Source organism: Burkholderia pulmonis, assembly GCF_984667975.1.
This window is the reverse complement of the sequence record NZ_OZ480187.1, coordinates 2,774,632-2,798,700: the sequence shown is the minus strand read 5'-3', so window position 1 is coordinate 2,798,700 and position 24,069 is coordinate 2,774,632. Positions and strand designations below refer to the sequence as shown.

The following is a 24,069-nucleotide window of genomic DNA, read 5'->3' as shown; positions in this document are numbered from 1 at the left end:
TCCGTTATTGATTGACGACCGCGACGATGTCTTCTTCGCGCAGCACGAGAAACTCGTTGCCGTCCACCTTGACGGCCTGCCCCGCGTACTTGCCGAACAGCACGCGCTCGCCGACCTGCAGGTCGGGCACGATGCGCTGGCCGTCCGCATCCTTGCGGCCGGGGCCGACGGCGATCACTTCGCCCTGGTCGGGCTTTTCGGCGGCGCTGTCGGGAATCACGATGCCCGACGCGGTGGTGGTTTCCTGGTCGAGTCGCTTCACGATCACGCGGTCGTGCAAGGGGCGTAGGCTCATTTGTTCGTCCTGTGCTGATCTGTCGAAATTGGCTGGCACTCTTTAACAGAGAGTGCTGACGAGTATAAAAATGAGCGGCGGCGCGATCCAATAACGGATTCGGAAAAGCATTTGCGCGAATGCGCTTTGGACGAGCGGGCGGGGAGGAGAGATGAAAGATGCAGGAGAAGGCGGCGTGTGCCGCCTTCATCCATTACGAAGCGACGCGAATCACGACCTTGCCGAAATGCTGCCCCGACTCCAGGTACGCATACGCCTGCGGCGCCTCGTCGAAACCGAACACGCGATCGACCACCGGCTCGATCCGCATTGCATCGACGAGCCGCACGACGTCGTCGAGCATCGCACGGCTGCCGACCATGAGCCCGTGCAGTCTCCGGAAGCCGCCGATCAGCGACAGCAGCCCGAGTTCCGGGCCGCCGAAGCTGCTGAGGCCGCCGATCACCGACACGATGCCGCCCATCTTCGTCGCGGCGACCGAGCGCGGCAGCGTATCGCGGCCGCCCACTTCGACGACCAGATCCGCACCCGCCCCGTCGGTGAGCCGCAGCACCTCGTGCTGCCATTCCGGCGTTGCGCGATAGTTGATCGTTGCGTCCGCACCGAGTGCGCGGGCGCGTTCGAGCTTCGCATCGCTCGACGAGGTCACGATCGTGCGCAGCCCGGCCGCACGCGCGAGCTGCAGCGCAATGATCGACACGCCGCCCGTGCCGAGCAGCACGACGGTCGCGCCCGGCCCGAGTCCGCCGTCGACGAACAGCGCGTTCCATGCGGTGATGCCCGCGCACGACAGCGTCGCCGCCGCGTCGTAGTCGAGATGCGCGGGAATCGCGACCAGCGCCGCCTCGTCGGACACGAAGCGTTCGGCGAGCACGCCGTCGAAATGCGAGCCGGCCGACCCCGAGACTTTCTGCGGCGTGGCCGGCCCGTCGATCCAGCGCGGGAAATACGTGTTGATCACGCGATCGCCCGGCTTGAAGCGCGTGACGTCGCGGCCGGTTTCGACGACTTCGCCGGCGCCGTCGGCGACCGGAATCAGCGGGGCGGTGCCGATGCCGAGATAGTCGCCGCGCGCGAACATCAGGTCGCGATAGTTCAGCGCGGCCGAGTGGATCTTCACGACGACGTCGGTCGGCCCGACCGCGCGCGGCGTCGCATCGATGCGCCGGAGCCCGGCCATGCCGTCGCCGGGTTTGACTTGCCATGCATGCATGTGCGCTCCTTTTTCGAGATAGTCCGGACTATCATAGTGTTGCGCGGGTGGACGCATTGGCGAGAATTCGGCCAACGATTGTCGCCTGTGTGGACACAAACCAGTCATCCCACCGGAGCGGAACTGCATGGACGAGCGGCTGAGGGGCGTCGCCGAATTTGTCGACGTGGTGGAATCGGGCAGCTTCGCGGCGGCGGCGCTGCGTCTCGGCATGACGCGCTCGGCCGTCGCGAAGATCGTCGCGCGGCTCGAACACCGGCTCGGTGCACGGCTGCTGCAGCGCACGACGCGCCAGCTCGGCCTGACCGACGAAGGGCTCGTCTATTACGAGCAGTGCAGGCGGCTGCTGGCCGAACTCGGCGAGACGGAGGCCGCACTCGACGCGGGCCGCCGCGAGCCGGCCGGGCGCGTGCGCATCAGCGTGCCCGTGCTGTTCGGGCGGCAGTGCGTGGCGCCCGTCGTGCGGCGCCTCGTCGAGCGGTATCCGCGGCTCGAGATCGACGTGTCGTTCAGCGACCGCGTGGCCGACCTGGTCAACGACGGCTTCGACCTCGCGGTGCGCATCGGCGAGCTGGCCGACACGAGCGCGCTCGTCGGCCGGAAGCTGGGCGTGCAGCGCATGGGCATCTGCGCGTCGCACGCGTATCTCGATCGCCACGGCCGGCCGTCGGGGCTCGACGAACTCGCATCGCACGTCGGCATCGCGTACTCGCGCGGCGGGCAGCCGACGCCGTGGCGGATCATCGGCACGGACGGCGCGGTGCACGACCATCGCACGGCCGGCCGCCTGCGATTCGACGACCTGCAGGCGATCGCCGATGCGGCTGCCGCCGGTGCGGGCCTCGCATGGCTGCCGTGCTGGCTGATGGCGCCGTATGTGCGCGACGGCCGTCTCGCGCTCGTGATGGACAGCGACAGCGTGTCGGGTGCCGAGGTGTACGCGGTGCGACCGGCGTCGCGCCATGTGCCGTCGAAGCTGCGTGTGGTCATCGACACGCTGGTCGACGAGATTCCGTCCATGCTGGCGTCCGATGACGCCGACGGCGAGCGCGTGCCGCCGCGCCGCGCAGCGCGCGCTCCGTAGCGACACCGCACGTTCGGTCGACGCGGCGTATGATCACCCGCACAACGCACAGGCGGGGGCACGCTGTCATGAACAGGAAGCTGCAGGTCTTGATCGTCATCGGGATCGTCGTGACCGTGATCAACGTCGTGTATCACCTGATTCGTCGATGATGCGCGGGCCCGCACGCGACCCCGGCGCGAACGGAGCGGACGCTCGTCAGGCTCCGCAGGGCAACCGCGCATGACCGCGCTCGATCGCCCGATGGCCACGCGGCAACCCGGCTGGCTGCGCATCGCGCCAGCGCTGTTCCTGCTGCTGTGGGCCAGCGGCTTCGTGTTCCTGAAGCTCGGCCTGCGCTATGCCGATCCGCTCACGTTTCTTGCGCTGCGCTATGCGTGCGTGGTCGCGGTGCTCGCCGGCCCGTTCCTGTGGCTGCGTCCCGCGTTGCCGCGCACGCCGCGCGAATGGCGCAACCTCGCCGTGGTCGGCCTGTTGCTGCAGGCCGGCTATTTCGCGTTCACGTACCTGAGCCTGAAGCTCGGCATGTCGGCCGGCGCCGTCGCGCTCGTCACGTCGCAGCAGCCGATCCTCGTCGGGCTGCTCGCGCCGATGATCGCCGGCGAACGCGTCGGCGCGCTGCGCTGGCTCGGGCTCGCGCTCGGCGCGGCAGGGGCGGTGCTGGTGATCCTCGCGCGCTCGTCGGTCGATATCGCTTCGCCGTGGGCACTCGCGTTCGCGCTGCTTGCGCTCGCGTGCATCACCGGCGGAACGCTGTGGGAAAAACGCTTCGGCACCGACGTGCATCCGGTCACCGCGAACCTCGTGCAGTACTCGGTCGGCCTCGCCGTCACCGCGCCGCTCGCGTTCGCGCTCGAACCGATGCACGTGGAATGGACGGCCGGCCTCGCCGGTTCGCTTGCCTACCTCGTCATCTGCAACTCGCTGATCGCGATCTCGCTGCTGCTCGCGATGGTGCGATACGGCGAGGCGTCGCGCGTGTCGGCGCTGTTTTTCCTGGTTCCGCCCGCGACCGCGTTGATCGCGCTGGTGGTGCTCGGCGAGACGATCGGCGCGCTCGCGTGGCCGGGCATGGCGCTGGCGGCGGCCGGGCTGCTTCTCGTGATGCGCTACTGAACCCAGGCGCCGTTCGCGTCTCACATATCGAGAAGGTGTCCCGGTAATTGACGCGAATTTCACGCGGCTCCTAGACTGGCCTGCATGACGCCGCGCCTCACGCGGCGCGACGATGCCGCGCACCGTGCGCGGCATCCGTACCGTCCTGCGAGACGCTGGAGACATGCCGATGACCGCTGCCGCCCCGCAGCTGCACGCCGCGACGATGCGGCGCCTGAACCTGCGTCTGATCCCGTTCCTGATGCTGCTGTACCTCGTCGCGTACATCGACCGCTCGAACATCTCGGTCGCGGCGTTGCAGATGAACGCCGATCTCGGCCTGAGCGCCGGAATGTACGGCCTCGGCGCGGGGCTGTTCTACGTGACCTACATCCTGTTCGAAGTACCGAGCAACCTGTTCCTCGCACGGGTCGGCGCACGCCGCTGGATCGCGCGGATCATGATCACGTGGGGCATCGTCGCGGCCGCGATGAGCGCCGTTCACACGCCGGGGCAGCTTTACGCGATGCGCCTGCTGCTCGGCGCGGCCGAAGCCGGTTTCACGCCCGGGATCATCTACTACCTGTCCGCGTGGTATCCGCAGAGCGACCGGGCGCGCGCGATGTCGTTCTTCTATATCGGCGCGACCCTCGCCTCCGTGATCGGGCTGCCGCTGTCCGGCGCGCTGCTGAACCTGAACGGCGTGCTCGGCATCGAAGGCTGGCGCTGGCTGTTCCTGCTCGAAGGCGTGCCCGCGCTGCTGCTCGGGTTCGTCGTGCTGCGCCGCCTGCCCGATACGCCCGCGCATGCGCGCTGGCTGCCGGCCGACGAGCGTGCGTGGCTCGAAGCGACGCTGCGCGACAGCGCGCCGCGCGAGCACCTGTCGCACGGCGCCGCGCTGCGGCGTGCGTTCGGCGACGGCAAGGTGTGGGCGCTCGCCGCATTCTGGCTGCTGCAGGCGTTCGGCACGATCGGCCTCACGCTGTTCCTGCCGCTGCTCGTGAAGAGCCTGTCGGGGCAGTCGAGCTTCGCGGTCGGCAGCCTGTCCGCGCTGCCGTTCCTGTTCGCGTGCGTCGCGATGTACGTGAACGGCCGCCATTCGGATCTCGGCGGCGAACGGGCGCTGCACCTCGGCGTGCCGATGCTGCTTGCCGGTGCGCTGCTGGTCGCGGCGATCTATACGCCGGCGCTGCCGGTCGCGTATGCGCTGCTCGTGCTCGCGGTCGGCTTCAACTGGGCCGCGACACCGGTGTTCTGGGCCGTGACGACGGAATACGTGTCGGGCCTTACGGCTGCCGCGTCGATCGCGCTGATCAACGCGGTCGCGAACATCGCGGGGCTCGCGCTGCCGCCGGTGATGGGGCGGATCAAGGACGTCACGCATTCGTACGATCTCGCGCTGCTGCTCGTCGCGGTCGCGTTGCTGGCGGGCGGCGTGCTCGCGTTGCGGATCGCGTCGCGGCGCACGATGCCGGTCGCGGCGGGGCGGGCCGGCTGAGCGGCTGGCGTGTGCGCTAGGTGGACGGGTAGCGGGCGACGGCCGTACGTGTTTTACGTCGCTGCGGCACAATCGGGCGGAGCACGCGCGCGCCGGGTGACCACCGGCGCGGCGCGCCGTTTCCGGACTTCTCGTCAAAGGCTCGCCCATGTCATCCCGCACCTACCTCGTCACCGGCGCATCGCGCGGCATCGGCCTCGCGATCAGCGCCACGCTCGCCCGACGCGGCCATCGCGTCATCGGCCTTGCGCGGCACGCGCAGGGCGTCGACTTCCCCGGCGAACTGCTCGCATGCGATCTGGCCGACATCGAGCGGACGGCCGAAGTACTTGCGCAGATCGGCGAACGTCACGACGTCGACGGCATCGTCAACAATGCAGGCATCGTGTTGCCGCAGCCGCTCGGGAAGATCGATTTCCAGTCGTTGCAGACCGTGTTCGATCTCAACGTGCGGGCCGCGATCCAGGTCACGCAGCACTTTGCCGATGCGATGAAGACGCGCGGGTACGGGCGCATCGTCAACATCTGCAGCCGCGCGATTTTCGGCAGCCTCGATCGCACAGCGTATTCGGCCGCGAAGAATGCGCTCGTCGGTTGCACGCGCACGTGGGCGCTCGAACTCGCCGAGCATGGCGTGACCGTCAACGCGGTGGCACCCGGCCCGATCGAGACGGAACTGTTCCGCCAGACGCGGCCGGTCGGCAGCGAAGCCGAGCGCAAGGTGCTCGCGACGATCCCCGCGCGCCGGCTCGGGACGGCCGACGACGTCGCGGCCGCGATTGCGTTCTTCTTGTCCGACGAAGCCGGCTTCGTCACCGGGCAGGTGCTGTCGGTGGACGGCGGCGGCAGCCTCGGCGGGCGCAGCTGACACGCGTCGGCGCGGTGCGTGGCGAACGGCGCGCATCGCATATTCCCGCACCCCGTTAGCATGTGACGAATCCGACTTTGGGCGCCGCGCGGGCGACGCTAAGATCGCCGATCCCTCAGATCGAGCGTCAACAATAATGAAAAAGTCCGCTGCGCCGTTGCATGCTTTCCGTTTCCGTGTCGTCTGCGCCGCGATCGCCGGCGCGGTGTCGCTGGCGTCGTGCGGCGGCGTCGACAGCGATGCGCCGTCGTCCCAGGCCGACGTCACGCCGGCTCCGACGCCGACCCAGGCCGCGAAACGCCCGAACATCCTGTACATCATGGCCGACGATCTCGGCTATTCCGACATCCATGCGTTCGGCGGCGAGATCAACACGCCCAACCTCGATGCGCTCGTCGCGTCGGGCCGCATCCTGTCGAACCATCACACGGGCACTGTCTGCGCGATCACGCGGGCAATGCTGGTGTCGGGCACCGATCACCACCTCGTCGGCGAAGGCACGATGGGCGTGCCGACCGACGAGCGGCGCGGGCTGCCCGGCTACGAGGGCTACCTGAACGATCGCGCGCTGTCGTTCGCGCAACTGCTGAAGGACGCCGGCTATCACACGTATATCGCGGGCAAGTGGCACATCGGCTCGGGGATCGTCGGCAGTGCGACGGGCAGCGGCCAGACGCCCGACCAGTGGGGCTTCGAACGCAGCTACGTGCTGCTGGGCGGCGCGGCGACGAACCACTTCGCGCACGAGCCGGCCGGCTCGTCGAACTACACGGAAGACGGCCGTTACGTGCAGCCAGGCCAGCCCGGGCAGCCGGGCGGCACGGGCGGCAGCCCGGCCGTGTTCTATTCGACCGACTTCTATACGCAGAAGCTGATCTCGTACATCGATTCGAACAAGCGCGACGGCAAGCCGTTCTTCGCGTACGCGGCGTACACGTCGCCGCACTGGCCGCTGCAGGTGCCCGATCCGTGGCTGCACAAATATGCGGGCGTGTACGACGCCGGCTACGACGCGATCCGCAACGCGCGGATCGCACGACAGAAGGCACTCGGCCTGATTCCGGCCGACTTCAGGCCGTTCGACGGCCTGCCCGAGACGACGGTCGCGTCGCCCGCCACCGCGAACAACGGCACCGCGAACGCGAAATACGTGAGCGCCGTGCATTCGGCCGCGGACGGGTACGGCGACTACGGCCCCGGCAAGGTCGACAAGCTGTGGTCGAGCCTGTCGCCGGCCGAGCGCAAAGCGCAGGCGCGCTACATGGAGATTTATGCGGGAATGGTCGAGAACCTCGACTACAACATCGGCCTGCTGATCCAGCACCTGAAGGACATCGGCGAATACGACAACACGTTCATCATGTTCCAGTCGGACAACGGCGCGGAAGGCTGGCCGATCGACGGCGGCGCGGACCCGACCGCGACCGATACCGCGAACGGGCAGGAGCCGATCTATTCGACGCTCGGCACCGACAACGGCAAGCAGAACGCGCAGCGCCTGCAGTACGGGCTGCGCTGGGCCGAAGTGAGCGCGTCGCCGTTCCGGCTCACGAAGGGCTATTCGGCCGAAGGCGGCGTATCGACGCCGACGATCGTGCGGTTGCCGGGGCAGTCGCAGCCGTTGCCGACGCTGCGCGCATTCACGCACGTGACCGACAACACGGCGACGTTCCTCGCGGTAGCGGGCGTCACGCCGCCGTCGCAGCCGGCGCCGCCGCTCGTCAACACGCTGACGGGCGTCGACCAGAACAAGGGCAAGGTGGTCTACAACAACCGCTACGTGTATCCGGTCACGGGCCAGTCGCTGCTGCCGGTGCTCACGGGCTCGGCGACGGGCGAAGTGCATACGGCGCCGTTCGGCGACGAAGCGTACGGCCGCGCTTACCTGCGCAGCGCCGACGGCCGCTGGAAGGCACTGTGGACCGAGCCGCCGCTCGGGCCGGTCGACGGTCACTGGCAGTTGTACGACCTCGCGTCGGATCGCGGCGAGACGACCGACGTGTCCGCGCAGAACCCGTCGGTGATCGGTACGCTCGTTGACCAGTGGAAGGCCTACATGAGCAACGTCGGCGGCGTCGAGCCGCTGCGTCCGCGCGGCTACTACTGATACCGGGGACGACACGATGCGGTTCCGCTTCTGGACGACCGGCGCGGCGCTTGCCGCCACGCTGTTCGCCGCCGCGTTCGCGGTGGGCTATGCGAATCCGGCGGCGCCGGCCGGCGGCGCGTTCGACGACCTCAATCACGGCCGCGCGCTCGCGCCGCTCGGCTCGGAACGCCAGTGCGAACGCTACTCGGGGCTGCCGGCGAAGTGGCGCGACGACCCGCAGGCGGGGATGGTGCACCTGCGCGGCGGCGCGTTCGTGTTCGGCAGCACGCGCGGCTATGCGGACGAGCGTCCGGTCGGCGACGGCCGCACGCGCGTCGGCGGCTTCTGGATCGACCAGACCGACGTGACGATCGCGCAGTTCGCCGCGTTCGTGCAGGCGACCGCGTACGTGACCGAGGCCGAGCAGCAGGGCGGCGCGGCCGTGTTCCATGTGCCGACGCGCGACGAGATGAATGCGCGCGACCTCGCGTGGTGGTCGTGGGTGAAGGGCGCGTCGTGGCGCCATCCGCGCGGGCCCGGCAGCGATGTCGACGGGCTCGGCAACCTGCCGGTGACGCTCGTCACGCAGCGCGATGCGCTCGCGTATGCACGCTGGCTCGGCCGCGACCTGCCGACCGAGGCCGAATGGGAGTACGCGGGCAAGGCCGGCCGCGACGACGCATCGCTGGATGCAGCGCCGCGCGATGCGCAGGGCAAGCCGGCCGCAAACTACTGGCAGGGTGCCTTCCCGGTGCTCGATACGGCCGAGGACGGCCATGCGGGGCTCGCGCCGGTCGGCTGCTATGCGGCGAACGGCTTTCGGCTGTACGACATGATCGGCAACGCGTGGGAATGGACGAAGGACGCGTACACGGGCCCGCACCAGTCGCATACGAACGGCGACACGGCGGCCGTCGCACCGCCGACGCGCCGGCACGATACGCCGATGGTCATCAAGGGCGGCTCGTTCCTGTGCTCGCGCGATTACTGCGTGCGCTATCGCGCGTCGTCGCGCGAACAGCAGGAAGCGGATCTCGGCGCGTCACACATCGGGTTTCGCACGATTCTGAGGGATGCATCATGACGCAGGGTGTCGTGCGATTCGTTTCGGTGTGGCTGCTGGCTGCATGCGGTGTCGTGCATCAGGGGGCCGCGATTGCAGCGGAAGCGGCTGAACCGGCCGTGCGGGTCGGCGTGACGCGCGGCGTGCATGCGCAGATCCTCGACGAAGTGAAGCGGGTGGTCGCCGCGCGAGGACTCGGTATCGACGTCGTCGAATTCGACGATGCGTCGCGTATCGACACGGCGCTTGCCGACGGCCGGATCGACGCGGCCAGCTTCGAGGACGCGCAGCAGCTCGCTGCAACGCGCGCACAGAAGCGCTACGCATTGACCGACGTCGCGCCGACCGTCACATTGCCGATGGCGTTCTATTCGCGCAAGCTCAGGAGTCTGAACGAACTGCAACCGGGCGCGACGGTGGTGCTTCCCGCCGATCCGCGCGGGATGGCGCGAGCGCTCGTGCTGCTGCAGAACGACACGCTGGTGACGCTGCGCGAAAAGGCCGGCCTGCACGCGACGCTGCGCGACGTGACGGGCAACCGGCTCGGGCTGAAGCTCGTCGCGCTGCGTCGCGACCGGCTCTACGCGGCGCTCGATACGGCCGCGTTCGTCGCGATCGACAGCGACGAGGCGGCCCGGGCCGGGCTGCAGCCCGCGCGCGACAGCATCAGCCTCGAGGATGCCCGCTCGCCGTATGCGAATGTGCTGACGGTGCGCAACGCCGATCGCGCGAAGCCGTGGGTCGCGCAGCTCGTCGCCGCGTATCACTCGGACGACGTCGCACGCTTCATCCTCACGCGTTACCAGGATTCGGTGCGGCGGCCGTGGTAGAGACTTATCTGCTCTCGTGCAACGCGTGCGGCCGCTGCTGCAACAGCGCGCCGACGCTGTCGTTGCGCGAACTGTTCCGGCATCGGCATCGCTTCGTCGGCGCGCTGACGATCCGCCGCGTGCCGAAGCGGCGGATCGGCGAGCGCTGGCGTGCAGGCGGGCGCGAACATGTATTCGATGCGGAGGATGTCGCGGCGTCCGATGCGCTGTCGGATCGGCTGTTCCACCGGATTGGCGGCACGAAGGGCGAATGGATCGCGCTGACGTTGCAGGGCTACGACTATCCGTCGCTCGGCCGTTGCGCGGCGCTGGCCGACGATGGCCGCTGCAGCGTGCAGGCGAACAAGCCGTCGATCTGCAGCGCGGTGCCGCTCGATCCGATGCTGCCGGACCGGCTGCAGTCGCGCGTGCTCGCCGCGCGGCGTGACGACGCGGCATGGCTGGGCGCGAACTGTATCGTCGAAGCGGCGAGCGCGCCATCTTCCGTTGAATCGTCATTCCCGGTTCCGCTGGTGACGGCCGGACAGGTCGCCGACCGCGCAGCGCTCGACACCCATCGCGATGCGCTTGCGTTCGAGCGTGCGGTGTGGCGCGATGCCGTGTTCGCTTCGTTGACCGATGGCGGGCAGGACGTGCGCCAGACGCTGTCGCGGCTCGCGCCGGGCGGCTACCTGACCGTGTCGATCGTGCCGGTGCTGCTCACCGCGGCGTCCGTTTCCGCACATTGTCGCGCGCTGTGCATCGACTTCATCGACGCGCAGCTTGCGTTGATCGGCGTAACCATCGAAGCGGCACTCGCGCGCAGGCGCGCCGACGACCGGCCAGCGACGCACGAATTGCGCGGCTTCGCGCAGGCGCTCGAGCGGGCGCGACGGGCGCTCGTGGCGATGCCGCTACCCGCAGCCGGCGCGCGTGACGATGCGCTGCGAATCGATGCGTGGCTCGACGATCGGTTTGACGCCGGTCCGCTCGCCGCCTGACGATCGCGGCGCGCCGCGCGTGCCTTACACTTGGCGCTCTTTCAACCGTCTCCGATGGAGCGTGCATGTACGCGTCGACCTTCATTTTCCGTGCCGGGCAGTACGACGACGAATTCCATCGGCTCGACGGGCAGATCGCCGACATGGCGCGCGCGACGCCCGGCTATCTCGGCGAGGAGACGTGGGAGAACCCGGCAGCCGGGTTGATCCAGAACGTCTACTACTGGGAGTCCGAAGCCGCGCTGCAGCAGTTGATGCAGCATCCCGCGCATCTCGAAGCGAAAGCGAAGCAGTCACGCTGGCTGGACGGTTATCGCGTCGTGATTTCGAAGGTGCTGCGCGAGTACGGCGACGGCAAGCTGACGCAGCCGCATGCGGGGCAATCCGCGTGACAGGCTGTCTGATTCATTTCTTTCGCATTACATATAAATAACGCAGATGCACGCCCGCATTCGTCTGCAGGTTTCGGCGGCGTCGCGTGCAATCAATTCTTCATCAAGCATGGCTAAGGTGGCGGGGCTTCACGTCGTCAGTCTGTCCACAACAACATCCCCACTCGATGTCGTACGGAGCCTTGTCCATGCCGAATGTCGCCTTGTCCGCGAAGCGCCGCCGCACGCTGCGCAATCGAACCGTTCCCGCTGTTGCACTCACGCTGATCGCCGCGAGCATCGGCGCGCAGGCCGCCCCGAATGACGGCGGCGACAGCCGCTTCGCACCCGGTTTCGTGCCGGGCTTCCTGGTGCTGAGCCGCAGCGTCTACGACAACGTGTCAGCCAACGTGCAGCCCGGCGCGATCCTGCCGCCGAACTGCGCGAAGACCACCGGCGGTTGCAGCGCGGCGTCCGGCGCACCGAACGACGGCACCTACCCGGCCGTGTGGAACAACGACCGCTATGACGGCAGCTTCGGCATCACGTCGCGCATCTTCCTCGACCAGATCACGCCGGCGGGCGGCACGGTCGGCACGCTCGAAGTGCCGAACAGCCTGCAGAAGGGTTTCGCGCACGACCAGATGGTGACGAGCTTCAGCTCGAAGTCGGAACTCGGCCTGCACCTGTCGGCCGACGGAAATTACCTGACGTTCATGGGTTACGTCGCGCCGGTCAACGCGATCGACGTGTCGAACTCGAACACGCCGCTCGCGGTCGATACGACGAACCCGGACGGGCAGAACTTCTATCGCGCGATCGCGCGCGTCGATCGTCACGGCCATTTCCGTTTCACCGAGACGAATGCCTACAGCGGCAACAACGGCCGCGCGGCGATCCTGAACAACCGCGATGGCCGCGAGATCTACTACACGTCGGGCAACGCGGGCAACGGCGCGAATCCGCAACCGGACAACGTGATCCTCGGCGCGGGCGCGCAGTTCATCGACGGCGCGAAGCATCACGAAGCGCAGCAGGATCCGGGCGTACCGACGCCGCTCGCGAGCTTCTCGGTCACGGAACTCGGCGCGAAGGCCGACAAGATCGGCAAGGACGACAACTTCCGCGGCATCGCGGTGCACGACAACGTCGTGTACTACACGAAGGGCAGCGGCAACAACGGCGTGAATACCGTGTACTTCGTCGATACGACCGGCACCGCGTGCCCGTCGGGTGTCGGCGTGCCGTCGCCGAAGGCCGTGCTGCCGACGGCGCCGCTCGCCGTCAACGCCGCCACGCTGCAGACGGCAGGCGTGCCGAACAACATGTGCGTGCTGGCAGGCTTCCCGGCCACGCCGAACAAGACTGCGACGACGCTGTCCTACCCGTTCGGGATGTGGTTCGCCGACGCGAACACGCTGTACGTCGCGGATGAGGGCGACGGCTACACGGGCGGCCAGGACCTGTACACGCATGCGGCCGCACAGACGGGCGCCGGCCTGCAGAAGTGGGTGTACGACGCAGGCGCGAAGCAGTGGAAGCTCGCGTACACGCTGCAGAACGGGCTGGGCCTCGGCCAGCCGTATTCGGTGGCCGGCTACCCTGTCGGCAGCAACGCGGCGACCGGCCTGCCGTGGGCACCGGCGACGGCCGGCCTGCGCAACCTGACGGGCCGCGTCGAGCATGACGGCACGGTGACGATCTGGGCGATTACGTCCACGGTCAGCGGCAACGGTGACATCGGCGCCGATCCGAACCGTCTCGTCGCGGTGCGCGACGTGCTGCGCAACACGAGCGCGACGACGGCCGCCACCGAGAAGTTCGCGGTACTGCGTACGGCGAAGTTCGCGGAAGTGCTGCGCGGCATCTCGTTCGCACCGGGCACGGATACGGGGCGGTCGCACTGACGCCGACGCAGGTGATGCCCGGCCGGTTCCGGGCCCTGTATGCGCGGCCGCCTGTTCCGGCGGCCGTGCTTCCTGGCGCTATCGACACGCGGCGTCAGCCGGCCCGTTGCGTTTCGTCGCCGTTCGGCGTCGCCTGCACCGCGCGCTCCCAGATCGGGAACGCCGCATTCTGGATCGACGTCTGCGCATCGATGACCTTGCGGTGATCGATGCCGGGCAGGTCGAGCAGCCGGTCGACGGCTGCCTTTGCGCCTTCTGCATCCTGCGGGAATCCGCACGCGAGCTGCTTGTCCGCATCGAACAGAAGCCACCAGATGTCGGACACGAAGGGCCCCTGGTCGTTGGTTTCGATCAGGATCGCACCGAGGTCGGTCAGCGCGATGCCGCGCGTCGTCCCGGTCTGGTCGGTCGACTCGATGCGTGTGTCGGTCGCGGTCACGCGCCAGCCGCTCGAACGGGCGGGCGGCCGGGCCGATGGCGGTGCGACGCCCGGTTGAGCAGGGGTGTTCAGGTCGGTCGGGACGGCCGCATCAATGGCATCAATAGCATCGACGGCACCACCCGGCACCGCGCCGGCTTTCCACCCGCGCCCGTCGATCCACGGCAACGCGGCGGCGGCGATCGTCGCCGCGATCCACAGGTAGTACCCGGCGCCGAACGTGCTGATCGTTTCGTAGTTCGCGTCGGTCGGTATCGTGTGCCACCCGATCGCAAAGGCCACGGCCACGGCGAGCAGCGCGGACACGATGCGGTTCGGTTTGATCAGCGCGGCGACGAGCAGCGGGTTGCCGAGCCACGCGAACTGCAGGTCGAGGATCGCGAGCGGGCCGAGCGCCAGCACCGTGTACCCGCGCCACCAGCTCACCGCGCCGGCCGCATTCGGCGGTTCGGCCGCGACGGGCAGCAGCAGCGATGCGACATACAGCGCGACGATCACGACACGCGCGAGGTTCAGGCGGGGAGAAGCGGAGCGTATCGGCATGTTGCCTTCTTGTCGTGCAGGATCATGCGGAGCGGTGAACGCCGGACGGCCGTGCCGTCATTCACGATGCGCGACGCCAGTTCAGTGTATCGACGCGCCGCACGCGATTGTGGGCGATTCGCGCGGCGATGTCGAACGCGTCATCCGGCGCTTCAAGGTCAAAGCGCCTCGACCAGCAACCGCTTGCTCTTCTCGCAATACTCGTGACAGGCGGCCCGCGCGGCGATCGACGCGCCGTGCACGAACCTGGGCGCATCCGCGCGCCGCGACATCGACACGACGATCGACGGCGGCGACGGCTGCAGCGGCAGCTCGACGACTTCGCCGCTCTCGATCAGCGCGTCGACGAACAGCACCGGAATCGCGGCGACGCCGAAGCCGTCGCGCACCAGCTGGACGATCACCGAGATCGACGGCGAGCCGGTGATGCGCGTATCCGACAGCGGCACGCCATGGGCGTGCGCGAGCGTGCGGACGATGTCTTCCAGCGCGCGATGGGGGGCGGTGCCGCGTCCGTAGGTGAGGATCGGCTGGCGCAGCACCTGCCGCGCGAGGCCCGTGCGCGTGTTCGGCAGCAGCCCCGTGCGCGCGATCCAGCGCACCGGGTAGTTCGCGAGCGCGTCGCACACCACCGACGCCTCGTCGCTGCCTTCCACGCGGATGATCAGGTCGAGTTCGCCGGCCATCAGCCGGCGCTGCAGCACGACGCTCACGTCGACGGTCAGGTCGATTTCCAGCTGCGGATAGTCGGCCGCCAGCCGCCGCATGTAGTGCGGGAGCCAGCTGTGCACGACGGTCTCGATCACGCCGAGCCGCAGCTTGCCGCGCAGCGCGCTTTCGCCGGACGCGGCGGCCTGCAGTTCCTGCGTGGCCTCGACCACGGCCTTCGCATAGCCGAGCAGGTATTCGCCGTTCGGCGTGAGCCGGAATTCGCGGCTGTCGCGATCGACGAGTATCGTCTGCAGTTCGTCCTCGAGTGCTTTCAGGCGCTGCGAGATCGCGGCCGGCGTCGCATGCAGCGCGGCTGCCGTCGTGCGGAAGTTGCGCAGCTTCGCGAGCGTGACGAAAGTTTCGAGAAAACGCGTGTTCATGGCGGTCGGGCGAAGGGTCGATGCGCAGCTTGCCGGTGAGGAAAAGTGAACGGGACCGGGGAAAACCCGGAGATCCGTTAAGAAATTCTATACAAGAGTCGCAAAAAAACTCGTTGGCGACAAAATTTTTTCTTTTCTATTCTTCGCCGTATCCGATGACATACCGCCGTCGTCCCGACGCCACCCCGACCTGCGACCGAACCTCATGACGCCTTCCGAATTCCGCCAGTCCGTGCGCCACGGCGCATTCCGCGGCCCGACCGCCGGCCATTGCGGCCCGTTTGCGCAAGCGAACCTCGCGATCCTGCCCGACGCGTATGCGCACGATTTCCTGCGCTTCTGCCAGGCGAACCCGAAGGCATGCCCGTTGCTGGGCGTCGGCGAACCGGGCGCGTTCCGGATCGACGCGCTCGGCGAGGACCTTGACATCCGCACCGACGTGCCGAGCTACAACGTGTACCGCGACGGCCGGCTGACCGAGCGCGTCGAGTCGCTGGAAGCGCTGTGGCGCGACGACTTCGTCGTGTTCGCGATCGGCTGCTCGTTCTCGTTCGAGGACATGCTCGCCCGTGAAGGGATCGGCCTGCGCCACGTCGAGGAGGGGCGCAACGTGCCGATGTACCGCACGTCGATCCCGAACCGCCGCGCGGGGATCTTCGGCGGCCAGCTGGTCGTGTCGATGCGGCCGATGCGCGGCGCCGACGCGATCCGCGCGGTGCAGATCACGAGCCGGTTCCCGGGCGTGCACGGTGCGCCGATCCATATCGGCCACCCGCAGGAACTCGGTATCGCGGATCTGAACGCACCCGAATTCGGCGATGCCGTGACGATCCGCGACGGCGAGCTGCCGGTGTTCTGGGCATGCGGCGTGACCCCGCAAACCGCGCTGATGGACGCGAAGCTGCCGATCGCGATCGCGCATACGCCCGGCCACATGCTGATGACCGACATCACGAACGCATCGCTGGCCGTATTCTGAGTTCCGGGCCGGCCAACGGCCTCGCACGATTCACCGCACGCACGATCGCCATTCGGCGGCGCATAACGACAGGAGCACCACCATGGAAAGCAAGACCCTCGCGGCCCCCGCCGCGGAGCCCGCGAGCCCCGAGCGCAACGGCCTGTTCTCGTGGTACGCGGACGCGCAGCCGCGCGAGCGCCGCGCGTTCTGGAGCTGCAAGGTCGGCTACATGCTCGACGGGATGGACACGCAGATGCTGTCGTTCGTGATCCCGACGCTCGTCGCGACCTGGGGCATCTCGCTCGCCGACGCCGGCTTCATCGGCACGATCACGCTGCTCGCGTCGGCGCTCGGCGGCTGGATCGCCGGCATCCTGTCCGACCGGATCGGCCGCGTGCGCACGCTGCAGCTCACGGTGCTGTGGTTCGCGGTGTTCACCGCGCTGTGCGGGCTCGCGCAGAACTACCACCAGCTGGTCGCGGCGCGCGCGCTGATGGGCTTCGGCTTCGGCGGCGAATGGACGGCCGGCGCGGTGCTGATCGGCGAAGTGATCCGCGCGCGCGACCGCGGCAAGGCGGTCGGCCTCGTGCAGTCGGGCTGGGCGATCGGCTGGGGGCTGTGCGCGCTGCTGTATGCGCTGCTGTTCTCGGTGCTGCCGGCCGAGCAGGCGTGGCGCGGGCTGTTCCTCGTCGGGCTTGCACCGGCGCTGCTGGTCGTCGTGATCCGTCGCTACGTGAAGGAGCCGGATGTCTACGAGAAAGAGAAGGCCGCGCAGGCGAAAGTGGCCGACGCGCCGCGCATGACCGAGATCTTCGCGCCGAAGCTGATCACGACGACGCTGCGCGCGGCGCTGCTGACGACGGGCGCGCAGGGCGGCTACTACGCGATCACCACGTGGCTGCCGACCTTCCTGAAGACCGAGCGGCACCTGACCGTGATGGGCACCGGCGGCTATCTCGCGATGATCATCTTCGGTTCGTGGGTCGGCTACCTGACGAGCGCGTACCTGACCGACCGGCTCGGCCGCAAGCCGAACTTCATCCTGTTCGCGGTCGGCTCGATGGTGATCGCGTTCGCGTACACGTCGCTGAACCTGACCAACGCGTCGATGCTGTGGCTCGGCTTCCCGCTCGGCTTCTTCGCATCGGGCATCTTCTCGGGGATGGGCGCGTTCCTCACCGAGCTGTTCCCGACCCGCGTGCGCGGCTCCGGCCAGGGCTTCTGCTACAACGTGGGCCGCGCGATCGGTGCGCTGTTCCCGTTCCTGATCGGCGCGCTGTCGAAGCAGTACGGGCTCGGCATGAGCATCGGCATCTTCGCGGTCGCCGCCTACGGCGTGGTGATCGTCGCCGCGCTGACGCTGCCCGAGACCCGCGGCCGCGAGCTCGACGCCGCGTAAGCGGCCGGGCGGCCGGCCCTTCGTTTTCCTTCCCCTGTTCATCGACACCGTGACACGGCGCGCGACGCGCGCCGTGCGGCGGCGTTCGTCCCTCGATTCAACGACGCATCGACCCGACATCATGACTGACCGACACCTTTCCCCCGTTCCCTCCGACGCTGCGCGCTGGCAATTCTGGATCGACCGCGGCGGCACGTTCACCGACATCGTCGCGCGCCGGCCCGACGGCACGCTCGTCACGCACAAGCTGCTGTCGGAGAACCCCGAGCAATACCGCGACGCGGCCGTGGCCGGCATTCGCCACCTGCTCGGCCTCGCGGCAGGCGAGCCGATCACGCCCGCGCACGTCGACATGGTGAAGATGGGCACGACGGTCGCGACCAACGCACTGCTCGAGCGCAAGGGCGAACGCACCGCGCTCGCGACGACGCGCGGCTTTCGCGACGTGCTGCGCATCGCGTACCAGAACCGGCCGCGCCTGTTCGATCTCGACATCGTGCTGCCCGATGCGCTGTACGAAACCGTCGTCGAGATCGACGAGCGCGTCGGCGCGCACGGCGATGTGGTCGTGCCGCTCGACGTTCAGGGCGCCGAAGCGTCGCTGCGCCGCGTGTTTGACAGCGGCGTGCGTGCGCTCGCGATCGTGCTGATCCACGGCTATCGCTATACCGCGCACGAACGCGCGCTGGCGGAACTCGCGCGCCGCATCGGCTTCACGCAGGTATCGGTGTCGCACGAGGTGTCGCCGCTGATGAAGATGGTGTCGCGCGGCGATACGACGGTGGTCGACGCGTACCTGTCGCCGATCCTGCGCCGCTATGTCGAGCAGGTCGCGCACGAGATGCCGGGCGTGAACCTGCAGTTCATGCAGAGCAGCGGCGGCCTGACGCGCGCCGATGCGTTCCAGGGCAAGGACGCGATCCTGTCGGGGCCGGCGGGCGGCATCGTCGGGATGGTGCGGGCCGCGCGCGCGGCCGGCTTCGGCCAGGTGATCGGCTTCGACATGGGCGGCACGTCGACCGACGTGTCGCACTACAACGGCGAATTCGAGCGCGAGTTCGAGACGCAGGTGGCCGGCGTGCGGATGCGCGCGCCGATGATGAGCATCCACACGGTCGCGGCCGGCGGCGGCTCGGTGCTCGGCTTCGACGGCGCGCGGCTGCGCGTCGGGCCCGAATCGGCCGGCGCGAACCCGGGGCCGGCCGCGTACCGGCGCGGCGGCCCGCTGACGGTGACCGACTGCAACGTGATGCTCGGCAAGATCCAGCCCGATCATTTTCCGCGCGTGTTCGGCCCGCATGCGGACGAACCGCTCGACCGCGACGGCGTGGTCGCGAAGTTCGCGGCGCTCGCCGACGAGATCCATGCGGCGACGGGGCGGCGCGAGACGCCCGAGGCGCTGGCCGAAGGCTTCCTGGAGATCGCGATCGGCAGCATGGCGAACGCGATCAAGAAGATCTCCGTGCAGCGCGGCCACGACGTGTCGCGCTACGTACTGACGACGTTCGGCGGCGCGGGCGGCCAGCACGCGTGCGGCGTGGCCGATGCGCTCGGGATGACGCAGGTGTTCGCGCATCCGCTCGCGGGCGTGCTGTCCGCGTACGGGATGGGCCTCGCCGACCAGACCGCGATGCGCGAGCGCGCGGTCGAGGCCGTGCTGTCCGATGCGTCGCTGCCGGCGCTGAACGCGGCGCTCGACCGGCTGGCCGACGAGGCGGTCGGCGCGCTGCTCGAACAGGGCGTGCCGCCGGAGCGGATCGCGACCGAGCGGCGCGTGCACCTGCGCTACCAGGGCACCGATTCGGCGCTCGATGTGGCGGCCGGCAGCGTCGACGCGATGCAGCAGGCGTTCGAGGCCGCGTACCGGCAGCGCTACGCGTTCCTGATGCCCGGCACGCCGCTCGTCGCCGAGCTTGCGTCGGTCGAGGCGATCGGCCGCTCCGACGCGCCGGTCGACATCGCGCCGCTCGCGCCGCGCGGCGCAGGCGACGCCGTCGCGCCGCGCGCCGATTCCGCGGTGCGCTTCTATTCCGGCGGCCAGTGGCACGACGCGGCGCTCTACGTGCGCGACACGCTGCTCGCCGGCGATGCGATCGACGGCCCGGCGATCGTCGCGGAGAAGAACGGCACGACCGTCGTCGAGCCCGGCTGGCGCGCGGAGATGACCACGCAGGGCAACCTCGTGCTGACGCGCACGACGCCGCTGCCGACGCGCCGCTCGCTCGGCACCGATGCCGACCCGGTGCGGCTCGAGATCTTCAACAACCTGTTCATGTCGATCGCCGAGCAGATGGGGCTGCGGCTGCAGAACACCGCGTACTCGGTGAACATCAAGGAGCGGCTCGACTTCTCGTGTGCGATCTTCGACGGCGAAGGCAACCTGATCGCGAACGCGCCGCACATGCCCGTGCACCTCGGCTCGATGGGCGAGAGCATCCGCACGGTGATCGAGTGCAACCGCGGCCGGATGCGCGACGGCGACGTGTTCATGCTGAACGACCCGTATCACGGCGGCACGCACCTGCCGGACGTGACGGTCATCACGCCGGTGTTCGCGGACGGCTCGGACGCGCCGCTGTTCTACGTCGGCTCGCGCGGCCACCACGCGGACATCGGCGGGACGACGCCGGGCTCGATGCCGCCCGATTCGACGCATATCGACGAGGAGGGCGTGCTGATCGACAACTGGCAGCTCGTGTCGGCCGGCGTGCTGCGCGATGCCGACACGCGCGCGCTGCTCGCGTCGGGCCGCTACCCGGCGCGCAACGTCGAGCAGAACATGGCCGACCTGCGCGCGCAGGTCGCCGCGAACCAGAAGGGTGTCGACGAGCTGCGCCGGATGGTCGCGCAGTTCGGCCGCGACGTCGTGCTCGCGTTCATGGGGCACGTGCAGGACAACGCGGAGGAAGCCGTGCGGCGCGTGATCGGCGCACTGCAGGACGGCGCGTATCGCTACCCGCTCGACAACGGCGCGGAGATTCGCGTCGCGATCCGCGTCGACCGCGCGGCGCGGCGTGCCGAAATCGATTTCACCGGCACGTCCGCGCAGCTCGACAACAACTTCAACGCGCCGAAGGCCGTGTGCATGGCCGCCGTGCTGTACGTGTTCCGCACGCTGGTGGGCGACGACATCCCGCTGAACGCCGGCTGCCTGAAGCCGCTGACGGTGATCGTGCCGGCCCGCTCGATGCTGAACCCCGAATATCCGGCGGCCGTCGTGTCGGGCAACGTCGAGACGTCGTCGGCGATCACCAATGCGCTGTACGGCGCGCTCGGCTGCGTTGCGTCGAGCCAGGGAACGATGAACAACTTCACGTTCGGCAACGATCAATACCAGTACTACGAGACGATCGCGGGCGGCAGCGGCGCGGGTGACGGCTTTGCGGGCGTGGGCGCGGTGCAGACGCACATGACGAACTCGCGGCTCACCGATCCGGAGGTGCTCGAATGGCGCTACCCGGTGCGGCTCGATTCGCACCGGATCCGCGCCGGCTCGGGCGGCGGCGGGCGCTGGCGCGGTGGCGACGGCGCGGTGCGGCGGATCCGCTTCCTCGCGCCGATGACCGCGTCGATCCTGTCGAACAACCGGATCCACGCGCCGTTCGGCGCGGCGGGCGGCGAAGCGGGCGCGCTCGGCCGCAACACGATCGAGCGGGTGGACGGCACGGTCGAGGCGCTCGACCACATCGCCCGCGCGCAGATGGCGCCGGGTGACGTGTTCGTCGTCGAAACGCCGGGCGGCGGCGGATACGGCGCGGCAGGCTGAGCCGTGCCCCGGCGCGGACATCCGCGCCGGGGCACGGAAAACATTGCAGCCGACTGTGGAATAAAACAACGCATTCACGCACAAACGGAATCAAAAATGACCCAAAGTCGGATCGCCGGAAAGCGATCCGACCCTGACGCCGCCGGGCATTCCCCGACGCGTCGCGGAATGCCGTAACAGACCACAAACGCCCGCCTGGAAAGGCACTCAGCCGATTCCGCCCGCTGGGTCCCGCCCCGCCGCAACCCGTCTTTCGCAAGTCGCCAATCATGAAAAATCCGGCTTGCCAATCGAGTCCCGATTCCTTGACACTCTGCTCTAAATGTGAGTGCCAATCCTCATCGTCATTTGATAAGATGGCTCTCATCATTCGTTAGGCAGAACCTGCGCGCATCACGCGCGAACGCCGGGTCGCATTAGTTGGAAACAAGTACGGGACGAGGGCCGTTGTCACGGCAATTACGGCTGACCTGCCGGGAACGCGCACTGCGCGGCCCGGGAAGGCGGTCGGCCAACTCGCCTCCGTCTACACTGTGCGTTTTTTCTGGATCGGGGCGTGTTCATGGACGACGAAAACGATAGCGCGGTGCTCGAAGCGCATGTCGGTACGCGCAGCCCCTGCTGGCGCCTCGGCAGCGACAGCAATGCGCTCGAGCTGGCGGCCGTCCGCGGCCTGACCAACGTCGCCGTGGCGCTGACGGTCGAGCAGGCCGCACGCATCCGTGCGTTGACGGGCGTCACGTCGCACCTCGTGCTCGACATCGCGCTGTTCGGCAATTCGGTCAGCCTCCATCTCGTCGGCCGGAAGGTCAACACGACCGACTGGGCCGGCACGGCCTCCGCCTATTCCGATACCGTATCCGTCGCCGACGACCTGTCGCACGGGCTCGCATTCGCCGAGCAGGTCGTGTCCGAAGTGAATTCGCTCGTCGTGATCCTCGACCGCAACGGGATGGTGCAGCGCTTCAACCGCCTGTGCGAGGAAGTGACGGGCAAGCGCGAGGTCGACGTGATCGGCCGCAGCGCGTTCGAGCTGTTCATGAGCCCCGAGCAGGGCGCGCAGTCGCGCAGCAACATCACCGGCTTTTTCGCGAGCAACCAGTCGTACGCGGTCGAGCGCTACATCAACACGGTCAACGGGCCGCGCCTGTTCCAGTTCCGCAACAAGTTCGTGCAGAGCGGCAGCGGCATCGACGAGCAGTTCCTGATCTGCTCGGGCATCGACATCACCGAGGAGCGCAACGCGCAGCAGCGCCTCACCGAACTCGCGAACACCGACGTGCTGACCGGGCTGCCGAACCGCCATGCGATCAGCGAGCGCATCCGCGCGGCGATCGACGCGGAGCGCGCCGAGACGCGCGGCCAGGTCGGCATCCTGTTCCTCGACCTCGACAACTTCAAGCGCGTCAACGATCACTACGGGCACATCACCGGCGATCGCCTGCTGCAGGACGTGTCGGCGATCATCAGCGGCTGCCTGCCGTCCGGCGCGACGCTCGCGCGGCTCGGCGGCGACGAATTCCTCGTGCTGTTCGAGCACGGCACGCGGCCGCTGCTCGAAGCGACCGCGCAGATCATTCTCGAACGGCTGCGCACGCCGATCCATCTCGGGCTGATGGAGGTCTACACGAGCTGCTCGATCGGCATCGCGATGCATCCGCAGCACGGCGATTCGCTCGAGACGCTGATCCGCAGCGCGGACACCGCGATGTACGTCGCGAAGGAAGAGGGCAAGCACACGTACCGCGTGTTCTCGCTCGAGATGAACCAGAAGGTCGCGAAGTACATGTGGCTCGACACGAACCTGCGCAAGGCGCTCGAGGAAGAGCAATTCGTGCTGCACTACCAGCCGGTCGTCGACATCGCGACGGGCGACGTGCACGGCGTCGAGGCGCTGATCCGCTGGCAGTCGCCCGATCGCGGGCTCGTCGCGCCGATCGAGTTCATCCGTTTCGCGGAGGAGTCGGGGCTGATCGCACCGCTCGGACGCTGGGTGATGCGCACCGCGGCCGCGCAGGCTGCTGCGTGGAAGGCGAAGGGGCTCGGCATCCGGATCGCGGTGAACGTATCCGCGCGGCAGCTGCAGGACATGAACATCGTGCACCAGTTCGCGTCGATTCTCGACGGTGCGGGGCTCAAGCCGGGCCTGCTCGACATCGAGCTGACCGAGAGCTGCTTCATCGAAGACGAGGATGCGGGCATCGGGCTGATGCGGCAGTTCCGCCAGCTCGGCGCGGAGATCCATCTCGACGATTTCGGCACCGGCTATTCGTCGCTGTCGCAGCTGTCGCGCCTGCCGCTCGATGCGATCAAGCTCGATCGCACCTTCATCACGGGCATCGACCGCAACCCGCGCTCGCAGGCGCTCGTGCGCTCGGTCGTGTCGCTCGCGAAGGCGCTGAATTTCGCGGTGGTCGCCGAAGGCGTCGAAACGCCCGCGGAAGCCGATTTCCTCAAGCAGCTCGACGTCGATCACGCGCAGGGCTACTACTACGCGCGGCCGATGCCGGCGCAGGCATTCGAGGCGTGGCTCGCGGAGACGAGGAAGCTCAGGCTGATCGCCTGAGCCTCGTGCGT

Annotated in this window: 18 protein-coding genes; 14 read left to right on the top strand and 4 right to left on the bottom strand. The window is 68.5% G+C overall.

What is annotated here, in order from left to right; genetic code table 11:
- Positions 1–4: 4 nt before the first annotated feature.
- Positions 5–295 (bottom strand): co-chaperone GroES, encoded by a 291-nt coding sequence (locus tag AC5LXK_RS29245; protein WP_011356207.1) that lies wholly within the window; start codon positions 293–295, stop codon positions 5–7.
- Between the two features lie 193 nt (positions 296–488).
- On the bottom strand, positions 489–1,508 hold the full coding sequence (locus tag AC5LXK_RS29240) for a zinc-dependent alcohol dehydrogenase family protein (RefSeq protein ID WP_493392122.1): 1,020 nt from the start codon (positions 1,506–1,508) through the stop codon (positions 489–491).
- A 127-nt stretch (positions 1,509–1,635) separates the two neighbouring features.
- Between AC5LXK_RS29240 and AC5LXK_RS29235 the strand changes: the two genes are divergently transcribed.
- The 10 genes from AC5LXK_RS29235 (at position 1,636) to AC5LXK_RS29190 (ending at position 13,293) form a co-directional block, all read left to right on the top strand.
- Entirely contained in the window at positions 1,636–2,592 is a 957-nt protein-coding gene (locus AC5LXK_RS29235) for a LysR substrate-binding domain-containing protein (protein ID WP_493392121.1), read from the top strand.
- Between the two features lie 222 nt (positions 2,593–2,814).
- Positions 2,815–3,708, top strand: a complete 894-nt coding sequence (locus tag AC5LXK_RS29230; RefSeq protein ID WP_493392120.1) for a DMT family transporter — start codon at positions 2,815–2,817, stop codon at positions 3,706–3,708.
- Between the two features lie 169 nt (positions 3,709–3,877).
- On the top strand, positions 3,878–5,185 hold the full coding sequence (locus AC5LXK_RS29225) for an MFS transporter (RefSeq protein WP_493392119.1): 1,308 nt from the start codon (positions 3,878–3,880) through the stop codon (positions 5,183–5,185).
- Positions 5,186–5,333: 148 nt separating this feature from the next.
- A complete protein-coding gene (locus tag AC5LXK_RS29220; protein WP_493392118.1) occupies positions 5,334–6,053 on the top strand; it encodes an SDR family oxidoreductase in 720 nt (239 codons plus the stop codon).
- 136 nt (positions 6,054–6,189) lie between these two features.
- On the top strand, positions 6,190–8,160 hold the full coding sequence (locus AC5LXK_RS29215) for an arylsulfatase (protein WP_493392117.1): 1,971 nt from the start codon (positions 6,190–6,192) through the stop codon (positions 8,158–8,160).
- A gap of 16 nt (positions 8,161–8,176) precedes the next feature.
- A complete protein-coding gene (locus AC5LXK_RS29210) occupies positions 8,177–9,226 on the top strand; it encodes a formylglycine-generating enzyme family protein (RefSeq protein WP_493392116.1) in 1,050 nt (349 codons plus the stop codon).
- Positions 9,223–10,035, top strand: a complete 813-nt coding sequence (locus AC5LXK_RS29205; protein WP_493392115.1) for a MetQ/NlpA family lipoprotein — start codon at positions 9,223–9,225, stop codon at positions 10,033–10,035. Before AC5LXK_RS29210 ends, AC5LXK_RS29205 begins: the two co-directional genes overlap by 4 nt.
- Positions 10,029–11,015, top strand: coding sequence for a flagellin N-methylase (locus tag AC5LXK_RS29200; RefSeq protein ID WP_493392114.1), 987 nt, complete (start codon positions 10,029–10,031; stop codon positions 11,013–11,015). The genes AC5LXK_RS29205 and AC5LXK_RS29200 overlap by 7 nt, the downstream gene beginning before the upstream one ends.
- A 65-nt stretch (positions 11,016–11,080) precedes the next feature.
- Positions 11,081–11,407, top strand: coding sequence for an antibiotic biosynthesis monooxygenase family protein (locus AC5LXK_RS29195; RefSeq protein WP_493392113.1), 327 nt, complete (start codon positions 11,081–11,083; stop codon positions 11,405–11,407).
- Between the two features lie 188 nt (positions 11,408–11,595).
- Positions 11,596–13,293, top strand: coding sequence for a hypothetical protein (locus AC5LXK_RS29190; protein WP_493392112.1), 1,698 nt, complete (start codon positions 11,596–11,598; stop codon positions 13,291–13,293).
- A 94-nt stretch (positions 13,294–13,387) separates the two neighbouring features.
- Here AC5LXK_RS29190 and AC5LXK_RS29185 read toward each other — a convergent pair whose 3' ends face one another.
- A complete protein-coding gene (locus AC5LXK_RS29185) occupies positions 13,388–14,275 on the bottom strand; it encodes a hypothetical protein (protein ID WP_493392111.1) in 888 nt (295 codons plus the stop codon).
- A 158-nt stretch (positions 14,276–14,433) separates the two neighbouring features.
- On the bottom strand, positions 14,434–15,366 hold the full coding sequence (locus AC5LXK_RS29180; RefSeq protein WP_493392110.1) for a LysR family transcriptional regulator: 933 nt from the start codon (positions 15,364–15,366) through the stop codon (positions 14,434–14,436).
- Between the two features lie 205 nt (positions 15,367–15,571).
- On the opposite strand from AC5LXK_RS29180, the gene AC5LXK_RS29175 reads away from it, so the two are divergent.
- The 4 genes from AC5LXK_RS29175 to pdeR all read left to right on the top strand — a co-directional run bounded on the left by AC5LXK_RS29175 (position 15,572) and on the right by pdeR (position 24,058).
- Complete coding sequence (locus AC5LXK_RS29175) at positions 15,572–16,345, top strand: putative hydro-lyase (RefSeq protein ID WP_262543645.1); 774 nt, start codon at positions 15,572–15,574, stop codon at positions 16,343–16,345.
- 82 nt (positions 16,346–16,427) lie between these two features.
- Positions 16,428–17,726 carry an MFS transporter gene (locus AC5LXK_RS29170; protein ID WP_493392109.1) on the top strand — a complete coding sequence of 433 codons (1,299 nt, stop codon included), beginning with the start codon at positions 16,428–16,430 and terminating at the stop codon, positions 17,724–17,726.
- A gap of 121 nt (positions 17,727–17,847) precedes the next feature.
- Positions 17,848–21,492 (top strand): hydantoinase B/oxoprolinase family protein, encoded by a 3,645-nt coding sequence (locus AC5LXK_RS29165; protein ID WP_493392108.1) that lies wholly within the window; start codon positions 17,848–17,850, stop codon positions 21,490–21,492.
- 562 nt (positions 21,493–22,054) lie between these two features.
- On the top strand, positions 22,055–24,058 hold the full coding sequence (pdeR, locus tag AC5LXK_RS29160) for a cyclic di-GMP phosphodiesterase (RefSeq protein WP_493392107.1): 2,004 nt from the start codon (positions 22,055–22,057) through the stop codon (positions 24,056–24,058).
- The last annotated feature ends 11 nt before the right edge of the window (positions 24,059–24,069 follow it).

Bases quoted from the DNA above. Each gene is read 5' to 3' on its own strand.
- pdeR (WP_493392107.1), top strand. From the start codon at position 22,055: ATGGACGACGAAAACGATAGCGCGGTGCTCGAAGCGCATGTCGGTACG.
- AC5LXK_RS29195 (WP_493392113.1), top strand. From the start codon at position 11,081: ATGTACGCGTCGACCTTCATTTTCCGTGCCGGGCAGTACGACGACGAA.
- AC5LXK_RS29170 (WP_493392109.1), top strand. From the start codon at position 16,428: ATGGAAAGCAAGACCCTCGCGGCCCCCGCCGCGGAGCCCGCGAGCCCC.
- AC5LXK_RS29185 (WP_493392111.1), bottom strand. From the start codon at position 14,275: ATGCCGATACGCTCCGCTTCTCCCCGCCTGAACCTCGCGCGTGTCGTG.
- AC5LXK_RS29205 (WP_493392115.1), top strand. From the start codon at position 9,223: ATGACGCAGGGTGTCGTGCGATTCGTTTCGGTGTGGCTGCTGGCTGCA.
- AC5LXK_RS29165 (WP_493392108.1), top strand. From the start codon at position 17,848: ATGACTGACCGACACCTTTCCCCCGTTCCCTCCGACGCTGCGCGCTGG.
- AC5LXK_RS29215 (WP_493392117.1), top strand. From the start codon at position 6,190: ATGAAAAAGTCCGCTGCGCCGTTGCATGCTTTCCGTTTCCGTGTCGTC.
- AC5LXK_RS29180 (WP_493392110.1), bottom strand. From the start codon at position 15,366: ATGAACACGCGTTTTCTCGAAACTTTCGTCACGCTCGCGAAGCTGCGC.
- AC5LXK_RS29220 (WP_493392118.1), top strand. From the start codon at position 5,334: ATGTCATCCCGCACCTACCTCGTCACCGGCGCATCGCGCGGCATCGGC.
- AC5LXK_RS29230 (WP_493392120.1), top strand. From the start codon at position 2,815: ATGACCGCGCTCGATCGCCCGATGGCCACGCGGCAACCCGGCTGGCTG.
- AC5LXK_RS29235 (WP_493392121.1), top strand. From the start codon at position 1,636: ATGGACGAGCGGCTGAGGGGCGTCGCCGAATTTGTCGACGTGGTGGAA.
- AC5LXK_RS29175 (WP_262543645.1), top strand. From the start codon at position 15,572: ATGACGCCTTCCGAATTCCGCCAGTCCGTGCGCCACGGCGCATTCCGC.
- AC5LXK_RS29245 (WP_011356207.1), bottom strand. From the start codon at position 295: ATGAGCCTACGCCCCTTGCACGACCGCGTGATCGTGAAGCGACTCGAC.
- AC5LXK_RS29225 (WP_493392119.1), top strand. From the start codon at position 3,878: ATGACCGCTGCCGCCCCGCAGCTGCACGCCGCGACGATGCGGCGCCTG.
- AC5LXK_RS29240 (WP_493392122.1), bottom strand. From the start codon at position 1,508: ATGCATGCATGGCAAGTCAAACCCGGCGACGGCATGGCCGGGCTCCGG.
- AC5LXK_RS29210 (WP_493392116.1), top strand. From the start codon at position 8,177: ATGCGGTTCCGCTTCTGGACGACCGGCGCGGCGCTTGCCGCCACGCTG.
- AC5LXK_RS29190 (WP_493392112.1), top strand. From the start codon at position 11,596: ATGCCGAATGTCGCCTTGTCCGCGAAGCGCCGCCGCACGCTGCGCAAT.